The organism is Arminella tubonensis (assembly GCF_003240585.1).
GTDB classification, from domain to species: Bacteria; Pseudomonadota; Alphaproteobacteria; order Rhizobiales; family Rhizobiaceae; genus Rhizobium; species Rhizobium tubonense.
Window position 1 is genome coordinate 25,966 of record NZ_PCDP01000065.1, and the last position, 18,054, is coordinate 44,019.

General features: G+C 58.7%; 14 protein-coding genes. 5 read left to right on the top strand and 9 right to left on the bottom strand.

What is annotated here, in order from left to right; genetic code table 11:
- Positions 1–122 precede the first annotated feature (122 nt).
- Positions 123–1,769: an acetolactate synthase large subunit gene (locus CPY51_RS27755; protein ID WP_111163449.1), complete on the top strand. Its 1,647-nt coding sequence runs from the start codon at positions 123–125 to the stop codon at positions 1,767–1,769.
- Positions 1,770–1,771: 2 nt separating this feature from the next.
- On the top strand, positions 1,772–3,163 hold the full coding sequence (locus CPY51_RS27760; RefSeq protein ID WP_111163450.1) for an aldehyde dehydrogenase family protein: 1,392 nt from the start codon (positions 1,772–1,774) through the stop codon (positions 3,161–3,163).
- 25 nt (positions 3,164–3,188) lie between these two features.
- Here the strand turns inward: CPY51_RS27760 and CPY51_RS27765 are convergent, their stop codons facing one another.
- Positions 3,189–4,361 carry an MFS transporter gene (locus tag CPY51_RS27765; protein WP_111163451.1) on the bottom strand — a complete coding sequence of 391 codons (1,173 nt, stop codon included), beginning with the start codon at positions 4,359–4,361 and terminating at the stop codon, positions 3,189–3,191.
- 224 nt (positions 4,362–4,585) lie between these two features.
- Complete coding sequence (locus tag CPY51_RS27770; protein WP_111163452.1) at positions 4,586–6,565, bottom strand: putative bifunctional diguanylate cyclase/phosphodiesterase; 1,980 nt, start codon at positions 6,563–6,565, stop codon at positions 4,586–4,588.
- Positions 6,566–6,824: 259 nt separating this feature from the next.
- Between CPY51_RS27770 and CPY51_RS27775 the strand changes: the two genes are divergently transcribed.
- The 3 genes from CPY51_RS27775 to CPY51_RS27785 all read left to right on the top strand — a co-directional run bounded on the left by CPY51_RS27775 (position 6,825) and on the right by CPY51_RS27785 (position 9,252).
- Positions 6,825–7,868 (top strand): class I SAM-dependent methyltransferase, encoded by a 1,044-nt coding sequence (locus CPY51_RS27775; protein ID WP_420820749.1) that lies wholly within the window; start codon positions 6,825–6,827, stop codon positions 7,866–7,868.
- 118 nt (positions 7,869–7,986) lie between these two features.
- On the top strand, positions 7,987–8,172 hold the full coding sequence (locus CPY51_RS27780) for a hypothetical protein (protein ID WP_111163454.1): 186 nt from the start codon (positions 7,987–7,989) through the stop codon (positions 8,170–8,172).
- A gap of 174 nt (positions 8,173–8,346) precedes the next feature.
- Positions 8,347–9,252: a S1C family serine protease gene (locus tag CPY51_RS27785; RefSeq protein ID WP_111163455.1), complete on the top strand. Its 906-nt coding sequence runs from the start codon at positions 8,347–8,349 to the stop codon at positions 9,250–9,252.
- Between the two features lie 69 nt (positions 9,253–9,321).
- Here the strand turns inward: CPY51_RS27785 and CPY51_RS27790 are convergent, their stop codons facing one another.
- From CPY51_RS27790 to CPY51_RS27820, 7 genes are all read right to left on the bottom strand, one after another.
- Positions 9,322–10,392, bottom strand: coding sequence for an ABC transporter ATP-binding protein (locus CPY51_RS27790; protein WP_111163456.1), 1,071 nt, complete (start codon positions 10,390–10,392; stop codon positions 9,322–9,324).
- A gap of 28 nt (positions 10,393–10,420) precedes the next feature.
- Entirely contained in the window at positions 10,421–12,532 is a 2,112-nt protein-coding gene (locus tag CPY51_RS27795) for an ADP-ribosylglycohydrolase family protein (protein ID WP_111163457.1), read from the bottom strand.
- Positions 12,533–12,564: 32 nt separating this feature from the next.
- Positions 12,565–13,398: a carbohydrate ABC transporter permease gene (locus CPY51_RS27800; RefSeq protein ID WP_111163458.1), complete on the bottom strand. Its 834-nt coding sequence runs from the start codon at positions 13,396–13,398 to the stop codon at positions 12,565–12,567.
- Complete coding sequence (locus CPY51_RS27805; protein ID WP_111163459.1) at positions 13,395–14,240, bottom strand: carbohydrate ABC transporter permease; 846 nt, start codon at positions 14,238–14,240, stop codon at positions 13,395–13,397. Before CPY51_RS27805 ends, CPY51_RS27800 begins: the two co-directional genes overlap by 4 nt.
- A gap of 55 nt (positions 14,241–14,295) precedes the next feature.
- On the bottom strand, positions 14,296–15,615 hold the full coding sequence (locus CPY51_RS27810; RefSeq protein WP_111163460.1) for an ABC transporter substrate-binding protein: 1,320 nt from the start codon (positions 15,613–15,615) through the stop codon (positions 14,296–14,298).
- A gap of 32 nt (positions 15,616–15,647) precedes the next feature.
- A complete protein-coding gene (locus tag CPY51_RS27815; RefSeq protein WP_111163461.1) occupies positions 15,648–16,655 on the bottom strand; it encodes a LacI family DNA-binding transcriptional regulator in 1,008 nt (335 codons plus the stop codon).
- A 147-nt stretch (positions 16,656–16,802) separates the two neighbouring features.
- Entirely contained in the window at positions 16,803–18,035 is a 1,233-nt protein-coding gene (locus CPY51_RS27820; protein WP_111163462.1) for an ROK family transcriptional regulator, read from the bottom strand.
- Positions 18,036–18,054 lie beyond the last annotated feature (19 nt).

An 18,054-nucleotide genomic window follows, 5' to 3' on the forward strand; every position in this document is an offset into this window, starting at 1 on the left:
CGCGCTTTCCGTACAAGTCAAAGCCGCACCACTGCCATATTCTCATCAAGTCCGTTCCATAGTCTCACTGTGGCGCGGCGATCTCCCGTGTATCCAATACTCCCAAGCCAAGGCATTCTCCCATGACCAAAGGTTCTGACCTTCTTATCGCCGCGCTAGAAAACGAGGGCGTGGATCGAATATTCGGTATCCCGGGTGAAGAAAACCTCGACGTCGTCGAATCCATCCGAAAATCCTCGATCCAGTTGGTGCTTACCAGACATGAACAGGCAGCCGCGTTCATGGCGGCAACTTACGGGCGCCTCACGGGCAGACCTGGCGTATGCCTGACCACGCTCGGACCGGGCGCCTTGAACCTTTCCACCGGAGCTGCCTACGCACTTCTTGGCGCGATGCCGATGATCATGATCACGGGTCAGAAGGGTATCCTGTCTTCCCGGCAGGCCCGTTTCCAAATTGTCGACGTTGTCGCCTCGATGAAGCCGTTGACGAAGCTGGCAAGGCAGATCGTCTCACCGTTGATGATCCCGACCATGGTCAGGGAAGCATTTCGCGTGGCACAAGAGGAGCGGCCCGGCCCGGTGCATCTGGAGCTTCCCGAGGACATTGCCGCGGAGGAATGCGAAGATGTCCCGTTGATCGCGCCGCACCCGGTCGATTTGCCGGCCGCAAGCGAAGTTGCGCTCGATCGCGCCGCCGGCCTCATTCTTAAAGCCAAGCGGCCGCTTTTGATGATGGGAGCGGCCGCCTCACGGCCGCGATCGACGTCCGACATCGCCCAGTTCGTCCTGCGTACAAAGATACCGTTCTTCACCACGCAAATGGGCAAGGGCACGGTACCGGGTGGTACGGAATTGTACATGGGCACGGCGGCGCTTTCCGAGCGTGACTATGTCCACGAGGCCATCGGACAGGCGGATCTGATCATAACGATCGGTCACGACACAATCGAAAAGCCTCCATTCATCATGGGTGGCGAGGGACCGAAGGTGGTGCATGTCGGATATCTGCCGGCCAGTGTCGAGCAGGTGTATTTCCCTCAGTCCGAGGTGATTGGCGATATCGGCGCATCGCTGAAGGCGCTAGCAGACAGGCTCGAAGGAAAACTTCCGAACGCGCAGGCGCTGCTCCATTTGCGCGAACGCATTCTTGCACGGATCGGCGATAGGGCGACCGAGGACCGGTTTACGCCGCAGCGCCTCGTGCATGATATCCGCGAGGTGATGCCGCCCGATGGCATCCTGGCGCTGGACAACGGCATGTACAAGATCTGGTTTGCGCGGAACTACCGCACCAAAATGGCAAATACGCTGCTTCTGGACAATGCGTTAGCGACGATGGGAGCAGGACTTCCGTCGGCGATGATGGCTTCGATGCTCTATCCCGGTCGTCGCGTCATGGCAATTTGCGGCGACGGCGGTTTCATGATGAACAGCCAGGAACTCGAGACGGCTGTCCGCCTGGAGTTGAACCTCGTGGTCCTGGTCATCGAGGACAAAGCTTACGGCATGATCCGGTGGAAGCAGGCTGTCGACGAATTCCCTGATTTCGGCATGACGTTCGACAATCCTGATTTCGTCAAATATGCCGAGGCCTATGGGGCGAAGGGGACGCGGGTCAACACAATCGGCCAGTTCAAGAGCGTGCTGCAAAAGGCATTTGACGGTGGCGGCGTCCACTTGGTGAACGTCCCCATCGACTATTCCGAAAATGAGCGGGTCCTTGTCAGGGAACTTCGCGAGCGCCTTCCTGCGATTCTGGAGAACTGATTATGCCGAATGCTCTCAAGGTCTTCCAAGCCTTCGATCGCGCTTTGATTTCAGAGGTCCCCACAGACGACAGCGCGTCTCTCGAACGAAAATTGGCTGCGGCAGCGGGGGCCTTTGCTGATCGCGACGGCTGGCTGGCGCCGCACGCGCGCATCTCCATCCTTCGAAAGACGGCCGTCCTGCTGGAAGGGCGTCGGGATGAATTCGAAAAGACGATCGCCAGGGAAGGCGGCAAGCCTCTCGCCGACGCGATCGTCGAGGTGACACGGGCGATCGACGGGCTGGTCGACGCCGCCGACGAACTGCGCAATTTCGCCGGCCGTGAAATTCCGATGGGTCTGACTGCGGCAAGCGCTCACCGATTGGCGTTTACAACAAAGGAGCCGATCGGCGTCGTCGCGGCGATCTCCGCCTTCAACCATCCTTTGAACCTGATCATCCACCAGGTTGCTCCGGCTGTGGCGGTGGGATGTCCGGTGATCGTCAAGCCGGCTGCGACCACGCCCATCTCCTGCCTCAAGCTTGTCTCGCTGTTCTGGGAAGCGGGTCTCGACGAGGCGTGGTGCCAGACCCTTGTAACCGACGACAATGAACTGGCCGAACGCCTGGCAACCGACAGCCGGGTGGCTTTCCTCAGTTTCATCGGCTCTGCACGTGTTGGCTGGTACCTCAAAAGCAAATTGCCGCCCGGCACCCGCTGCGCACTTGAGCACGGCGGAGCCGCACCGGTAATTGTCGACCGCAGCGCAAACCCCGCAGACATCATCGAACCGATCGTCAAGGGCGGTTACTATCACGCCGGCCAGGTCTGTGTATCAGTCCAGCGGATATTCGTACACCAGAGCCTGATGACGGATTTCATCGAGCGTCTGGAAGCTCGCGTCGCGCAGCTGAGGGTCGGAGATCCGCTCCTGAAGGAGACGGAGGTCGGGCCGCTGATCTTGCCGCGTGAGACCGAGCGCGTTTCAGCCTGGATCGACGAAGCCAAAGCCTCCGGCACGCGGATCATTGGCGGTGGTAGATTTTCAGAAACGACGCTCTTGCCGTCTGTTTTGGTCAACCCGCCGGCGGATGCCAAGGTTTCGAAACTCGAAGTGTTTGGTCCTTTGACATGTGTCTACGGCTTTACCGAGCTTGACGATGCGATCGCTCTTGCCAACTCACTTGCCTATGCGTTCCAGTCGAGCATTTTTTCAAACGACATCAAGTCTGCACTGCATGCCGCGCGCAGGCTGGATGCCTCCGCCGTCTTGATCAACGATCACACCGCTTTCCGAACCGACTGGATGCCGTTCACCGGACGTCGCCAGTCCGGCTATGGAATAGGTGGCATTCCCTGGACGATGGAGGAGATGTCAGAAGACAAGATGATCGTGCTCAATCATGTGAAATAGGCCTCCGCCATATCACCCATGACCATCAGAGACGAACGACGTCGACGGTTTGATTGGCTCCTATGCGAGAGCTGAGCGCATTGATCGAAAACAAGGCGTAGATAATGAGCGGCAAACAGGCGAGATAGGAAGTCCTGATGCCGGCATGCTCCGCAATGAAGCCGAGCAGGGGCGGCGCGAGAAAGAAGACGACGAACGTCATCTGCGCGAGCGCGGCGACGTTGAGGGAAGGTGCCCTGTCCTTACGCTGTGCCGCTGCAGAAACCGCCAGGGGATAAACGGCACTGCATCCCGCCCCCATCAAGGCAAAGCCGAACAACGCCACATAGGGGTGTGGTGCAAGCCACACGGCGACCAAGCCGGATGCCGACAGAATGAGGAGGCCACCGGCCATGGCTCGCGCACCAAATCGATCGACGAGCGGGTCGACGAACAGACGTGCAAGAGCCATGAAGAACGTGAACAGGGTTAATCCCAGACCGCCGACCAGAGGTTCTACCGCGAAGACGTCACGCATGTAGATCGCCGACCAGTCGATCCCCGCTCCTTCGACAAGGAACGCAGCAATGCCCATCACGCAGAGGGGCAACAATCCCAATGTCGGGAGAGCGATCAATGGCGTCTTCGTTTCACCTGAGACGGTCGGCGTCGGCGCATTTCGCATTCCGAAAATCGCCCAGGAGCCAATGACGACAACAGCGGCAAATGTCATCGCAAGATGAAGTTCCATCGACACGCCTGCCTGGCGGATCATCGAGGCGGCAAGCGCCGTGACGAAGAACCCAAGGCTCCAGAAGCCGTGTGCCCTATTCATGAGGCTGCGACCCGCCAGCGCCTCGATGCGGCCGATCTCAACATTGAGGTTGATCTCGAGTGCCCCCGCCAAAAGTCCCTCGCAGAACAAAACGCTAAAGACGCCGGGCGCGGTCCCGACCCAGGGAACGAGAGCGAGCAATGCGGACGTTCCGAGAACGGTAATGAGGGCCGTGGTGCGCGCTCCAAGACGCGCGATGAGCGGCGAGGAGAAAGTCAGTGAAATCAGGGCGCCTAGTGCCATGCCGATAATGGTTGCGCCCAGTTCGGACTTGTCGACGGCAAGTGCTACCTGCAGATCGGGCATCCTGGCCAGCAACGCTCCAAGCGATGCGGCAAAAAGAAAGAAGCAGATATAGATCCGGTGCTGCGGCTGTAGATGCATGAGACGAATCCATTCGGCTTTTGAGTTGCTATGCTTAGCGCACAGCCGCCGATTGGCGAAACGAGTTTTCGCTTGGCGCAATCAGTGCGTCCCGCCCCAGGTATTGCCGACGCCGGAGCAGGCTGAGAAAGGGATCTACGGGAAGGAGTCGGTCGAACAGGCAATGCTTCAGCCGTCGAAGCGGCAGTGAGTTTCAAACTCCTGGACCAATGAGGAGCTCGTCGCTAGGCGAGATCCACGCGGGCACTCATTCGGTGTCTGCGGATGTATTCCGCCGGAACTGGATGGCCGAGGTGGAAGCCTTGGACCTGATCTATCCAAAGTTCTCTCGTCAGGGCCAATTGATCCTCGTTCTCCACGCCTTCGACGAGAATGTTGTGGCCACGATTTCGCAGAAGTCCGACGATATCCCGGAGCATGGCCTTGCCTCTTGGCGTGGCGGCGTCATGCAGGAAGGAGCGGTCGATTTTTACCGTGTCGAAGTCGATCAGGCGAAGCCAGGAAAGGCCGGCAAAGCCCGTTCCGAAGTCGTCCAGCCAAATCCTTATCCCCAGCTTCCTAAGATCTGAGAGGCAGTGGAGCACCCGTGAGTTGGCCTCCAGTTCCAGACCCTCTGTGATCTCGAACGCCAGCTTTATACCCTCTACGCCGGTCTCGGCGAGGATGGCGGCAACCGATGCCGCAAAGCCGGGAGTCTTGAGTTGAACCGGGGAGACGTTGACGGTAACGACATCGACATGGTTGTCGGCCAGAAGATCCCGACAGACGGTTCGCAGGACCCAATTACCAAGCTCGATTATTGCAACGGTCCGCTCGGCGACGGGTATGAAGAGACTGGGCGGGAGTGGAGTGCCATCCAGGGACCTCAGTCGCATCAATGCTTCGACGGCCTCTATTCCGCCCGACGCAACATTGTGGATCGGTTGATAGACAAGCGAGACCAGATCTCTAGCCAGCGCAATTTTCAGCAACGCGGCGATATTCTCCCCGTCATCACCTCCCTGGACATCGTTCGGATCATAGAGGCGCGCGCAGTTTCGACCGCTGGCCTTCGCTCCATAAAGGGCGCGGTCGGCGTCGTGAATGAGTTTTTCGAGCTTCGATCCGGTCTGAGGCCTGGTCAAGGCAGCACCGACGCTGACGGTCACCAACGATGAACCGTCCCTTCGCTGCTCGTGCAACTGCCCCAAATCCTCGACCGTCCTTCGAATGGTCTCGGCGAGTTCGGCCACCTGTTCGGTCGTCTCCGCAGGTGCCAGGACTATGAATTCCTCGCCACCATAACGCCCGATCGATCCATTGAAGGCTTCGATCGAATGGCGCAGAGCGCTTGCCACCAGAACGAGGCATCGGTCGCCTTCCTGATGTCCGTAAAAGTCGTTGTATTTCTTAAAGAAGTCGACGTCGATCAGTATCGCGCAAAAGCTCCGGCCATGCCTTTGCCAGCCATCCCAAAACTCGCGAAGTGTCTGGTCGATTGCCCGGCGATTTTCCAAACCGGTCAACGGGTCCGTATTCGACAAGCTGAGAAGCGCCTTCCCACGTTCGGTCGCCTCCTGATGCTGGACCCTCGCTTCAAGAGAATTCAGAAAAACATTGTAGCGCTCGACGTTCAGCTTCCAGTTCACATATGAGGTGAACACGAAACACGACACGTAAAAGACGACAAATGCCAGCGTGTGATAGCTGTTTGCGGGAAAGAAGAAGAGAGAGGTCAAAAAGGCACCGAGCACTGTTCCTGATGCGATCACCGAAAGGGCAAACCGGAAACTGAAGAACAGATTGACCCCCATCATAAAGATGGCTCCGAAAACCATGTAGTAGGACATATTCTGGATTTCGCCCGTCGTCATGGCGGGCAGTAGCCAAGCGATGTAACCCGACACGAGGGCCACTGCGCAGGTGGCGTCTAGCCAGTCTGCTCCCAGATCGAAGCGGTACTGCAATTCCAGCACGCCGACAACAATCGAGCCGACAGCGAAACGCGCCGCAATCGTGTACACGGCCACATCCCCGATGAGCAGAATGTCCGTGATCGAAAACAGTAGATAGACGAAAACTGCCATCCATAGGCCTCGCCTGGATGCCGCTTTCCGCAGTGCGGTTGCTTCCGTGCGGTAAAGCGCCCGAAGCTCTTCCGGCAAATAGCGGTTCCGCATCGTTTGAAGATCGACGTCGACCATCTGCGCCAATGTCTGGGTCATGTGCTCACTCACCGGAGGCGACGCAAGCGGCGCAAGCCGTCTTCATCGGGGTTCCCGCGCGGTCAGATATATAGGCGTCGGTCATGCAGGAAGCCCCCCAATAGTGATTTGCCAAGGTCATTCGTGAATGCGGCGGAAGCGCTCAAAGCCAAGATAGGCGAATCAACGAATCTTCCATTCTATGAATGGAGACAAATTCATTCGCGCGTTGACCTTCCTCGTCCTATAGTTAGCGAATTGTTAACGACTGAGTCCCGCTGTGAGCCAACATCCCTTTTCATTCGACGGTCAGAGTCTGATCACTCCACAATCCATGGCTCGCGAGAGCGCTACACCCCAAAGCGAGGATTTTGCCGAGCAGATGACCGTGGCAAAAGCCGAGCTTGCCTTGACCTTGAGCATCGCTCAGCAGCAGGTTGAGAACGAATTGCCGGCAGCCGTGGTGATCGACCGCCTGGCGACGCAACTGCATCTTACTCGCCGCAAATTCTCTCCGCAGGTCTGGCAAGCACTCGTTGAAGTGGCCCAGAACCATCCGGTATCCGATTTTTTCCTTGAAGACCCATTCACGCGCTGGTCGTTTGAAAAACCTCGGGGCTATTCGGGAGACGCCCATCTGCTGGATTTTATCTACGGCCACGCGCGGGTCAGCGAGGCGATCGAGCGGGCGTCTCCGCGCGGCCGAGCCCTATATGACTACACCAGGGAGGCCCCATCCTCCGTGGCGGTTCGAGAGCGTCGCGATCTGCTGACGCGACATATTGATGAGATCGCGATCGGTCGCGGACCGGACACGGAAATCCTGACGATCGCTGCCGGGCATTTACGCGAAGCGGAGAGATCGACCGCCCTCCAAAGCCGGATGATCAAGCGATGGGTTGCCCTTGATCAAGATCCCGAAAGCATTGGATCGATAGCAAAGGACTTCGCGGGGACATGTGTGGAGGCCATCGACGGCTCGGTTCGCGGATTGCTGACCGGTCGGCACAGCCTGGGTCAATTCGATTTCATTTATGCCGCAGGTCTCTACGACTATCTGTCATTCGGCGTTGCGGTGAAGTTGACTGAGCGCTGCCTGCAAATGTTGAAGCCCGGCGGGGTTTTCCTTTTTGCCAATTTCTCCAATGATGTCGCTGTCGATGGTTACATGGAGACATTCATGAATTGGGCGCTGTTGCTGCGATCGGAGTCTGACATGTGGGACATTATCGCTGCGGTGGATGGCAGGGAGGCCTTTGACGCCAGCGTGCATTTTGGTGCAAACCGCAACATCGTCTACGGCATAGTTCGATCGCCATCGTAGCCTCGCGGTGGTTGCGCACGGCGAAATCGCGTTTGCGAGTGCCTTGACCGCACAAAAAAGAAGCTGTCGCCGAACCAGAGGCCATGCAATTGCGTTTCCCTTGCAGGAGGAAACAACGATGGAACATCTCAACAATCGACAAGTCAGCGATCCAGGTCCTAAAAGCCGCGACGTCGCTGAGCATTGCAGGAAGATTGGCCTTGATGCGCATGAGGAACGCAAACTGGTAAGGCTATTGGGTAAATATGCGCCTCTGCACGAGATCAACGCCAACGCGCCGCAGAAACCGCCACGGTTCCGTTGATCCGATCGAGTGTCGGCTCTGTGTCAGGTGAATACGCCATAGAAAATTCTGCTGGCAAGCCCTTGTGCCAGGTGCTGCGGATCCATACCTGCCCGTGAGGCCAGACGTTTGTTCTGTGTCGAGCGTGGCGGTCTTCCCGAGCGCCTCGGAATTGCAGTTCACGGAGACCAGATCATGAATATCGATGCGATTTTTCAGTCGATGGTGGCGGTACGGTCTTCCATCCCGGAGGACGCATTTACGGCGACCGCGCTTGGTATCCGCAGGGAAGGCAGCGGAGTGGTCATCAGGGCAAACGGACTGGTGCTTACGATTGGCTACCTTATCACCGAGGCGGAGGAGGTCTGGCTGACGACCAGTGATGGAAAACTGGTTCCTGGTCACGCGCTTGCCTACGACCAGGAGACAGGCTTCGGACTGGTGCAGGCACTGGGCCAGCTTGGATGTCCCCCCATGGATCTAGGCGATGCCGACGAAGCCATGGTGGGCGATCCGGTCGTGCTTGCAGACGGCATGGGCCAGTTTGTCGACGCAAATATCGTCGCCAAGCAGCAATTCGCGGGCTATTGGGAGTACCTGCTGGACGAGGCGATTTTTATCTCGCCTGCCCACCCGTCCTGGGGAGGTGCTGCGCTCATCAGCACGGACGGCAAGCTTCTCGGCATCGGTTCGCTTCGCATGCAATTGATCCAAAGCGGCGCGAGCGCCGACATCAATATGGTGGTGCCGATCAACCTGTTACGCCCGATTCTTGATGATCTTTTGAACCGCGGCCAGGTTAGCCATCCGCGGCGGCCGTGGCTTGGCGTGTTTTCCGCCGAAACCAATGGCCAGGTCGTCGTTATGAACGTGGCCGAAGGGGGCCCCGGTGCCGATGCGGGCCTGCGTCGAGGTGACGTCATTTCGGAGATAGGAGATGGAGAGGTCGCGGGCCTTGCGGACTTTTATCGGAAGCTGTGGCAAAGCGGCCCGGCTGGCACGGAGTTCCCGATGAGAATATTGCGCGGCGGCCGCGAAGCCTGGCTGCGTGTTAAGTCAGCCGACCGGGACAGCTACCTCAAGAAGCCGCAATTGCAGTAGCGAAATGCTTGCGTGGAGCGGCTGCATACGCCGATGGCGTCTGCAGCCTTGCTTTGCCGCCATCGAAGCTCAGTCGGCCAGCCTCAGCCCATTGTTGTCGAAAAGGCACACGCGACTGACGTCTGGCTTGAGCCAGATGACGTCGTCTGGAGCAATCTCGATCCGGTCACGCAGGACGATGACGAGGGTTTGATCGCCGACCGACACCAGCAGCTGAATTTCCGAACCCAGTGGCTCGACAACGACAACTCTGGCGGCGATCCCGTTTCTCTGTTCCGAGATGCTGAGATATTCCGGCCGAATGCCGTAGATTTCTGCGCTGCCGGCTGAGCGCAGGCCAACCGGCAACGGCAAAGTCGCATCGGCGCCAAGACGGAAGACCGGCGCACCGTCGGTTTGCTCGACCGTACCCTTGAGCAGGTTCATCGACGGCGAGCCGATGAAGCCGGCAACGAAGATGCTGCCGGGATTGTCGTAGAGTTCGAGCGGCGCCCCAATTTGCTCTATCCGGCCTTCGTTCATGACAACGATCCGATCGGCCATGGTCATTGCTTCAACCTGGTCATGGGTGACGTAGACTGTCGTCGTCGTCAGCCGCCGGTGCAGGCTTTTGATCTCAGCTCTCATGGCGACGCGCAGCTTGGCGTCGAGATTGCTAAGAGGCTCGTCGAACAGGAAGACCTGTGGGTTGCGCACGATCGACCGTCCCATAGCCACACGCTGGCGCTGGCCGCCGGACAACTGCCGCGGATAACGCTCGAGCAAAGGGGTGAGCCCCAGAATCTGTGCGGCTTCGGCGACCCGCCGCTGCTTCTCCGCTTTCGGCGCTTTGGCCAGCGTCATCGAAAACGCCATGTTCTCGGCAACCGTCATGTGCGGATAAAGCGCGTAATTCTGGAACACCATGGAGATGTCACGCTCTTTCGGCGGCAGATTGTTGACGACCCGTTCGCCGATGCTGATGGTCCCGCCAGTGATGTCCTCCAACCCGGCGATCATGCGTAGCAAGGTGGATTTCCCGCAGCCGGACGGGCCGACGAGAACGACAAATTCGCCATCGGCGATGTCGACCGAAACCCCGTGCAGCACTTTCATGGCGCCATAGGCCTTGCGTGCCCTGTCGATCGTGACTGTCGCCATCTTTAGTTTCCTTCCCGGACGCGACTTGTCATTGCACAGCCCCGATGCGTATTTCGTTTGATGAAAGCGCGCCCTGGTGGACGATCAGGCCAATACCCCCGTCGTTGAAGGCCCCAGGCGCATTGTCTTCAGCCGAGATTAAGACGCCGTCGGCCTCGAAGACGATGCGATTGCCGGTGGCCGCAACCCGCATTGCGATTGGCTTTTCGAATTCCGTCTTGAAGGCGGCTTCGGCCAATATCCTGATATCTTCATCGCGCACCCGGACGATCTGCATCTTGCCTTCGCGGGTGACGCGCGCGCCGTAGTAGCGGCGCAAGCCCTGGGCTCGCACGGCAAGGCCACCATAATTGCCGAGATGCAGCATCACATCCCCGGAGGCCTGATAGTCCGTCCATTGACGCGTGCCGTGGATGATAATGCCTTCACCGACGGTCTGCGAAATCCGGAAGGCCTGCGGGAACCGCTTGGAGAAGAAGCTCGCGCCATTGACCCACGCCATGCGCCAGAAATCACCATCGCCTTGTGGGCGGCGGAGCGTGAATGCCGGCGCGCCATCCCAGCGAAGATAATCGACCAGCAAGCGGCCATCGGCACGTTTGTCGGTGCTCGCAATAACCAGTCCCAGCTCGGCGATCGGCTGACCGCCCATTTCGGGCAACTGCCATTCGAGCATTGCCTCTTCGCCCGCGCCAATCCTTTTGGCCTCGCCCTCCACATCGCGCATCTGGTCGTGCTCGTCATAGACGCGGGCGCGCAGCTTCACCTCGACCGAGCCGAGGCTCCCGGCATCTGCGACGACCCGTGCCTTCACCACCTGGCCGGGATAGACCAGCGGCGTGGCCATCAGATCGTAAGTGCGCATATTCAGCATCTCGCGCGGAGAGAAGGTGGGACTGGTGATGGCCACCAGCTGGCCCGGACCTAGCGCTTCGAAGTCGATTGCGAGCGCTCGGCTGCCTTCGAATTCAGCATTGCGGATGCGCACTGACTTGTTGGCATCAAGCCCTGGCTGGACCTGGAACCCCTGCTGGCTGCCCGGCAGGGAGAAGTGAAACTGGGCGCCGTTCTTTGGCGCATCGAGCGTCTGGCCGCCGGAAAGTTCGAGGCCGAGATTAGTCAGATAGTAGGCCTGGCGAACTGCGTCGTTGATCGAATTGCCGCCATCGGCTGAGGAGATCAGCATGCGGTCGGCGATCGGGCCGCGCCAATCCGGGCCTTCATCGAGCCCCTCGAGACCGTTCATAATGCCCATGAGGCAGCCGACATTGCCGGCATTGCAATCGGTATCCCAGCCCGATGTGTTGACGATCATCTGCGCTCTTTGAAAGTCATGGGGGGCATAGAGCACCGCCATCACCATCAGTGCGTGATTGGGCACCACGTGGCAGTTGCCTGGATATTTGTCATAGCCGTAGTGATCCTGAATTTTCTGGCGGGTGTCGCGCCAGTCTGGATTGGCCTTGTGCCAGGCGCGTATGTCGGCAATCAGTTTCGCAATCAGGCTGTCGCGCGGGATCTGCGCGAGGCCGGTATCGAGCAGATGGTCGATATCCGCTGACCCGAACGCTTCCGCCTCCATCGCCGCCCACAGCATCGCCGCATAGACCGATTCGCCGTCGTGGCTGACTTTGCCTGCTTGCTCGGCAAGTTTCGCCGCAAGCTCGGGCTGGCGTGGCGCGACCATGGCCCATCCGTCGATGAATATCTGCGCGCCGATCTGCTCGGCGACTGCCTGGCCGTTGGTTGCGATCGAGCCCGACGCCGGGGCCGCGACACCCTTTTTCAGGTTCAGCCATGCCGTGTGCTCGGTGGAATTGCCGTTGCCACCCCACCAAAGGATCGAGCGTTCCTCAACAATGTAATTCAACCAGCTTTTGCCGATCTCTTCGGCGGAAATGCCGGGTTTGACACCGTAATCCTCAAGTGCACGGATGAAGGTGAATGTGCCGGCAACATCGTCGTCGGTAACGACCAGCGGCTGGTTCAGGCGCTCATGCACGTAATATTCGATCGGGCCGAGCTCTTCCATGATCTTCTGGTAGGTCCAGCCCTCGAAAGGCCGGCCGAGATAGACGCCGACAAGCTTGCCAAGGACGCCGGCATAGACACGTTCGAGATAGTCGTTCGGAAGCTGCATTTCAGACTACTCCATCTGGGAATTGGATTGGTTCAACCTTTGACCGAGCCACCGGCCATGCCCTCGATGAAGCGCTTCTGCATGAAGACGAAAAGCGCGACGACGGGGACAACGATGATAAGTGCGGCAGCCATGATTTCACCCCAGTCGGAGCTGTACTGGCCGGAAAGAAGATAAAAGGCGATGACCGCCGTGACGTTGTCCGCCTTCTGCAGGAAAGTGGTGGCGATCAGGAATTCGTTCCACGAATTCAGGCCGATAATCAAGGCGACCGTAAGGATGCCCGGAGAGACAATCGGCAGCATGACCTTCGAAAACACCTGCCAGGCGGTGGCGCCATCAACGATCGCCGCTTCTTCCAGCTCCTTCGGCACAGCCAGGAAATAGGTTCTCAACAGCATGACCGCGAAGGGGCTGAAGAGCGCCGTATAGATTAGCGCCACACCGAAGATATTGTTGATGAGGCCGAGCTTGGCGAAGCCGAAATAGAGCGGGAAGATATAAAGCTGTACCGGCGCCGTGGTGGTGGCCAGAAGGTAAAACGTAAAAATCTTCCAGGACTTGATCTTCTTGCGCGCCAGCACATAGGCCGTCAGCGAGGAGGTGCTGCAGACAAGGACGATCGTCGTGCCGCTGACGATCAGCGAATTGACGAACGTCTTCGAGAACCTGGCGTGGCTCCAGGCGTTGACGAAATTCATCCAACGGATCGGCTGCGGGAGGCCAAGCGGGTTCTGCACGATCTGCGCTGCCGGCTTCAGTGAATTCAGCACCAAAAGAGCAATCGGGAAAAGTGCGATGAACGCGAAGATGCCGAGCAGGATATAGGAGAATGTCAGCGTCGCCCGGCTTTCTACCAGTCTCATTGCTCGCCCTCCCGCGTCTGTATCCGGACATAAAAGAACGTCCCGACCAGCCCGAAGAGGCTGATGACCAGTGCTGCGGCAGCGGCCTGCCCAACATTAAGATCATAGAACGCATGACGATAAGCGAGCGTGGAAAGGACTTCGCTCGAGAATGCCGGACCGCCTTGGGTCAGGATGTAGACGAAATCGAAGGCAAGGAACGACCAGATCACCGTCATGATCATCATGAGGGTGATCGTTGGTCGGATGCCGGGCAAAAGCACGTAGCGCATCATCTGGACATAGGTGGCACCTTCAAGCCGGGCCGCCTCGATCTGCTCCTGCGGAACCTGCCGCAGCGCAGCAAAGAAGATGACGCAAAGGAAACCCCACCAGTGCCACAGATCGACGGTGGCAACGCCGAACAGCGCCATCGAGGGCTGGGTGAGTGGATTAGGGATCGGCAGCCCGAATTTCTTCAGGACGCCGAAGACGCCGGTGACCGGGCTGTAGATCATGCCCTGCCAGATGCGCGCGGTGATCGGGGTCGCGATCACGACGGGTAGGAAATAGATTATCTGCAGGACATTGCTGCCGCGTCGGACGATCAAGAGCATCGATGCCGCAAGCAGGCCCATGGCGATCGGGACAGTCAGAAAGACCAGCGTCCAGATGATATTGTTGCCAAGCGCCGACCAGAACACGCCATCTGCCGCCAGCGCCCGGAAATTGGCAAGGCCGGCGAATGTCGGCGCCGAGATGCCATCCCAGGTGCAGAAGGCGAGCACGACTGTCAAAAGTGCCGGGATCAGCACGATGACAACGTTAATGATCATCGTCGGAACGATGTAGAGGCGGTGCATGGATTTTCCTCCAGGGGAGGGGCGGCGCGCAATCGCCGCCCGTCATGCTTCGTTATTAGGTGCGCGGGGGAACGGCGGGAGCCTTGCCGGCTTCCTTTTCGCTCTTGAAGGTTTCATCCAGCTTCTTCAGGAAGTCGGTGGACTTGATCTTCTTGAGCCAGACTTCTTCCATGCCGCTGACGAGATAGGTGTCGGTTGCAGGCGGCAGGAACGTCCAGGTGGTGTAGCCGTATTTGCCGTCGGACACCGCTGCCGACAGGTTCTTCATGGTCTCGGTGTAGAGCGGCGGCACCTTGTCGGAGAGCGTCACCTTGGAGAGATCTTTCAGCGGAAGGTTCCATTCGCCCTGCCAGGCCGAATTCATCTTGCTGTAGAAGTCATCCTTGAACATGTAATCCAGCACCGTCGCCGCGCCGTCCGCGTTGTCCGACTTTGCATTGACCGACAGGGTCGAACCGATGCCAAGCGGATAGATCGGATCACCTTTTGCACTCGGGAAACCGACAAAACCCGGCTCCGCCTTGTTATCAGGGAAATAGGGATTGATGTTGGTGAAATTCCACGTGCCCGTCGGCGCCATCCCGGCCTGACCGGTGGCGACCTGGGCAAAGGCCTGCTCGAGCGTCAGCGAGAAGTAGTTGTCGCCAAAGTACCCCTTGTCCCACCACTCGGCCAGCTTGTCGATTGACGCGACAAAGGCCGGATCGGTCCAGGGGATCGCCCCGGTCAGCGCTTTATAAACGTTTTCCGGGCCGGCGATGGAGTTGAGAATGATTGAGACATAGTGCTCGTTCGCCGGACGCCAGTCGGCATTGCCGGCGCCGAACGGCACCAGGCCCTTGGCTTTCATCTCGTCAGCCAGCGCTTCGAACTCTGGGACGGTCGTGGGCGCTTTCCAACTATTTTTGGCAAAGAGCGTCTTGTTGTAGAAGAGACCCAGCGTTTCATAGGTCTTGGCAAGTGCATAGAGCTTGCCGTCATATTTTCCGAGCTCGAGGAAAAGCGGCAGGATGTTGTCGTTCCAGCCATATTTCTTGGCATAGTCGTCGAGCGGCAGAAGTTGCCCGGCCTGCGACATGGCGGCAACATAGCTCGGGCCGGCGGTGAAGACGACATCGGGACCAGTGCCCGAAAGCATGGCGACGCGGAGCTGCTTGTCGAGGTCCGAGCCGCGGAAATCGATGCTCAAGCTATCTTCCGGATGGGCCGCGTTGAACGGATCGACCAGCAGATTCTTGAGATTGTCCTGGTTTTCCGGCGATGCGGATTCATACCAGAACGTCACGGGTTTCTGATCGGCTGCAAATGCGAAGCGCGATAGAAGCGGCAGGCTTGCCAGACCAAGTCCGGCCTTCAAAATTGTACGGCGTTGCATGTTTTCCTCCTCCAGGTTTGCCTCAGGTGGCCTTACGTCGAGCCCCTTTGGATTAAATTGAAAGGCATTTCGACCGCGGTGCCGGGGCCGGTCTTGACGCCGCGCAGCCGCTCCATGAGCGTTTGGGCGGCGCGTTCTCCCATCTGCCATTGAAACTGGGCCACCGTCGTCAGTGGGGGTGTGACAAGCTTTGCGGCTGAGATATCGTCGAAGCCGACCACGGCCATCTCTCGCGGTATCAAGATATTGCGCTCGCGCAGCGACTGCATGACGCCGACCGCCATCAGGTCGTTGGCGGCAAAGATGGCTGTTGGTCGAAATGCACTTGCCAGAATAGTCTCGGCAGCGCGTAGGCCACCAATCTCGCTGAACTCCTCGTCGACCACGACATGCTCGTCATAGCCGACGTTGGCCAGCGCGGTGCGATACCCCTCGATGCGGTTGCCCTGCGGACCGCCACGCCCAGCGACCATGGCGATACGGGAATGGCCTTGAGCGATCAGGTACTCAGTCACCGCAAAGGCCGCCGCACGACTGTCGACGAAAATATCGTCGAGCGCGATTTCACCGCCGCGCTTCTTGGACGATTCAATGCGCACCACGGGTACGCCTGCCTCGATCAGCGGCCTGAAATCGCCGGCGCGAAGCGTAAAGAATACGCCTATTACGCCGTCGACGCGCCCCTGCCGCGCCCAGTCGAGAAAATGCCGCTCGCGATCAGGCGAGCCGTCGGTGTTAACGGCAATGACATCGTAGCTCATTCCGTCGGCGACCGATTGAATGCCGCGGATCAGAGACGGATAGAACGGGTTGGTGATGTCGGGAACGATGCAGGCGATCGTCATTGACCGATTGGTCTTCAATGCCTGCGCGAACCGGTTGGGCACGTAGCCGAGATCTTTGGCCACCTTTGTGATGCGATCCCAAGTTTCGGCAGGGATCGAGAGCGCGCCGCCGCCGCTTAGCACAAGCGATACGGTGGCCTGCGAGACACCCGCCGCCCTTGCCACATCCTTTTGCGTTGCTCGTCCGCTGGCCAATACAATCTCGACTTATACGTATTAGTGATACGTATAAACAAGCACCCAATAGGTCCCCTGTCAAGCCGGGATTGAATATTAGGGGAAGGAGAATCTAGCGGCCGCCGTCTCGACGCCGGCGATCATGGTCTTCGGAACCAACTTTGATCAGGACCCGATCAGGAGCGGCTTCTTGTCGTTGCCCTTCTTCATCAGCACGCCTGTGTCCGGGCCGAACATCAGATAGATGGGAAGAATGCTTGCTCCCAATGCCGAGCCCCGCGCTCCCAATGCGCCGGCGGTTATCGTCGGTGCGATCAGTCCTGGAGGAACCATCTCGGAAAAACATTGGCGTACGCGGGCGACCGTTTCCATGAGCAGGGGAGCGGGCAGGAGCCCGTCTATGACGACCGCTTCGACATCCACGACGGCGATGCTTCCGATGATCGCCTGGGCGAGCGCATCGGCGCAATCGTCCTGCCATTCCGATACCAGCCCACGCGCGGCCGCCGGCATCGGATCAAGATCGCGCACCCGCCTGATGTCGATACCATTGGTGCGCAGATGATGGACGAGTGTGTAGATCGACGCGCGATGCAGCAGGACCTCGAATTTCCCTTTCGGCTTTGGAACCGAACTCAATGTCGAATGAGTGACCGGGAAGGGGCCGTAGGCGGCTGTGTTGCCGTTCGGCCCGGTCTGCAGCGTGCCGTCGAGAACAAGGCCGCCGCCGACAAACGTGCTGAGGGAAATGTGCAGGAAATCGGAATATTGCTTTCCAAGGCCATAAACCAGTTCCGCGACCGCAGCGGCAGATGCATCGTTCTCGATCATGACGGGAAGGTTGTGCGTCTCCGTGAAATAAGCCTTCAGATCGAACGATCGCCAGGCCAATTGCACGTCACCGGGAAATCCGAGTTCCTCGTCCCACCCGCCTATGAAATAGGGCGCGGATATGCCGATGCCGATCAGCCGAGAACTCAACGGGCTGCCCAATTGCGACTTGAACCGCGCAATCGCCGCACCCCCTAGACGTTTGATGCTGTCTGGATCCGGGTGATCGTAGTCGTGGGTCTCGAACGCACAGGTTTGCCCGGCAAAATCGATCAGGATGGCGTCCATCGCTCTGCGGCCGATATGAAAGCCTATGGAGTAGGCGCCGCTATTGGCAAGCGCGTACATCGCCGATGGCTGGCCCTTGCCGCCGAAGCGTTTGCCGTTTTCGACCATGTAGCCGCCAGCGACCAGCGCATCGACGATCCCGGCAACAGCCGGCGGGGTCAGATGTGCGAACCGCGCTATTTCTGCCTTGGATGCCTGACCGAAACGCCGCACCGCTTCCAGTACGACGCGCTCGTTGTAATGGCGGAGTTGGACTGAGTTGCTGCCTTTTCCTGCCATGCGTTCCAACCATTGAAGA

Bases quoted from the DNA above. Each gene is read 5' to 3' on its own strand.
- CPY51_RS27770 (WP_111163452.1), bottom strand. From the start codon at position 6,565: ATGACCCAGACATTGGCGCAGATGGTCGACGTCGATCTTCAAACGATG.
- CPY51_RS27790 (WP_111163456.1), bottom strand. From the start codon at position 10,392: ATGGCGACAGTCACGATCGACAGGGCACGCAAGGCCTATGGCGCCATG.
- CPY51_RS27760 (WP_111163450.1), top strand. From the start codon at position 1,772: ATGCCGAATGCTCTCAAGGTCTTCCAAGCCTTCGATCGCGCTTTGATT.
- CPY51_RS27765 (WP_111163451.1), bottom strand. From the start codon at position 4,361: ATGCATCTACAGCCGCAGCACCGGATCTATATCTGCTTCTTTCTTTTT.
- CPY51_RS27780 (WP_111163454.1), top strand. From the start codon at position 7,987: ATGGAACATCTCAACAATCGACAAGTCAGCGATCCAGGTCCTAAAAGC.
- CPY51_RS27820 (WP_111163462.1), bottom strand. From the start codon at position 18,035: ATGGCAGGAAAAGGCAGCAACTCAGTCCAACTCCGCCATTACAACGAG.
- CPY51_RS27795 (WP_111163457.1), bottom strand. From the start codon at position 12,532: ATGCAGCTTCCGAACGACTATCTCGAACGTGTCTATGCCGGCGTCCTT.
- CPY51_RS27805 (WP_111163459.1), bottom strand. From the start codon at position 14,240: ATGCACCGCCTCTACATCGTTCCGACGATGATCATTAACGTTGTCATC.
- CPY51_RS27785 (WP_111163455.1), top strand. From the start codon at position 8,347: ATGAATATCGATGCGATTTTTCAGTCGATGGTGGCGGTACGGTCTTCC.
- CPY51_RS27800 (WP_111163458.1), bottom strand. From the start codon at position 13,398: ATGAGACTGGTAGAAAGCCGGGCGACGCTGACATTCTCCTATATCCTG.
- CPY51_RS27755 (WP_111163449.1), top strand. From the start codon at position 123: ATGACCAAAGGTTCTGACCTTCTTATCGCCGCGCTAGAAAACGAGGGC.
- CPY51_RS27810 (WP_111163460.1), bottom strand. From the start codon at position 15,615: ATGCAACGCCGTACAATTTTGAAGGCCGGACTTGGTCTGGCAAGCCTG.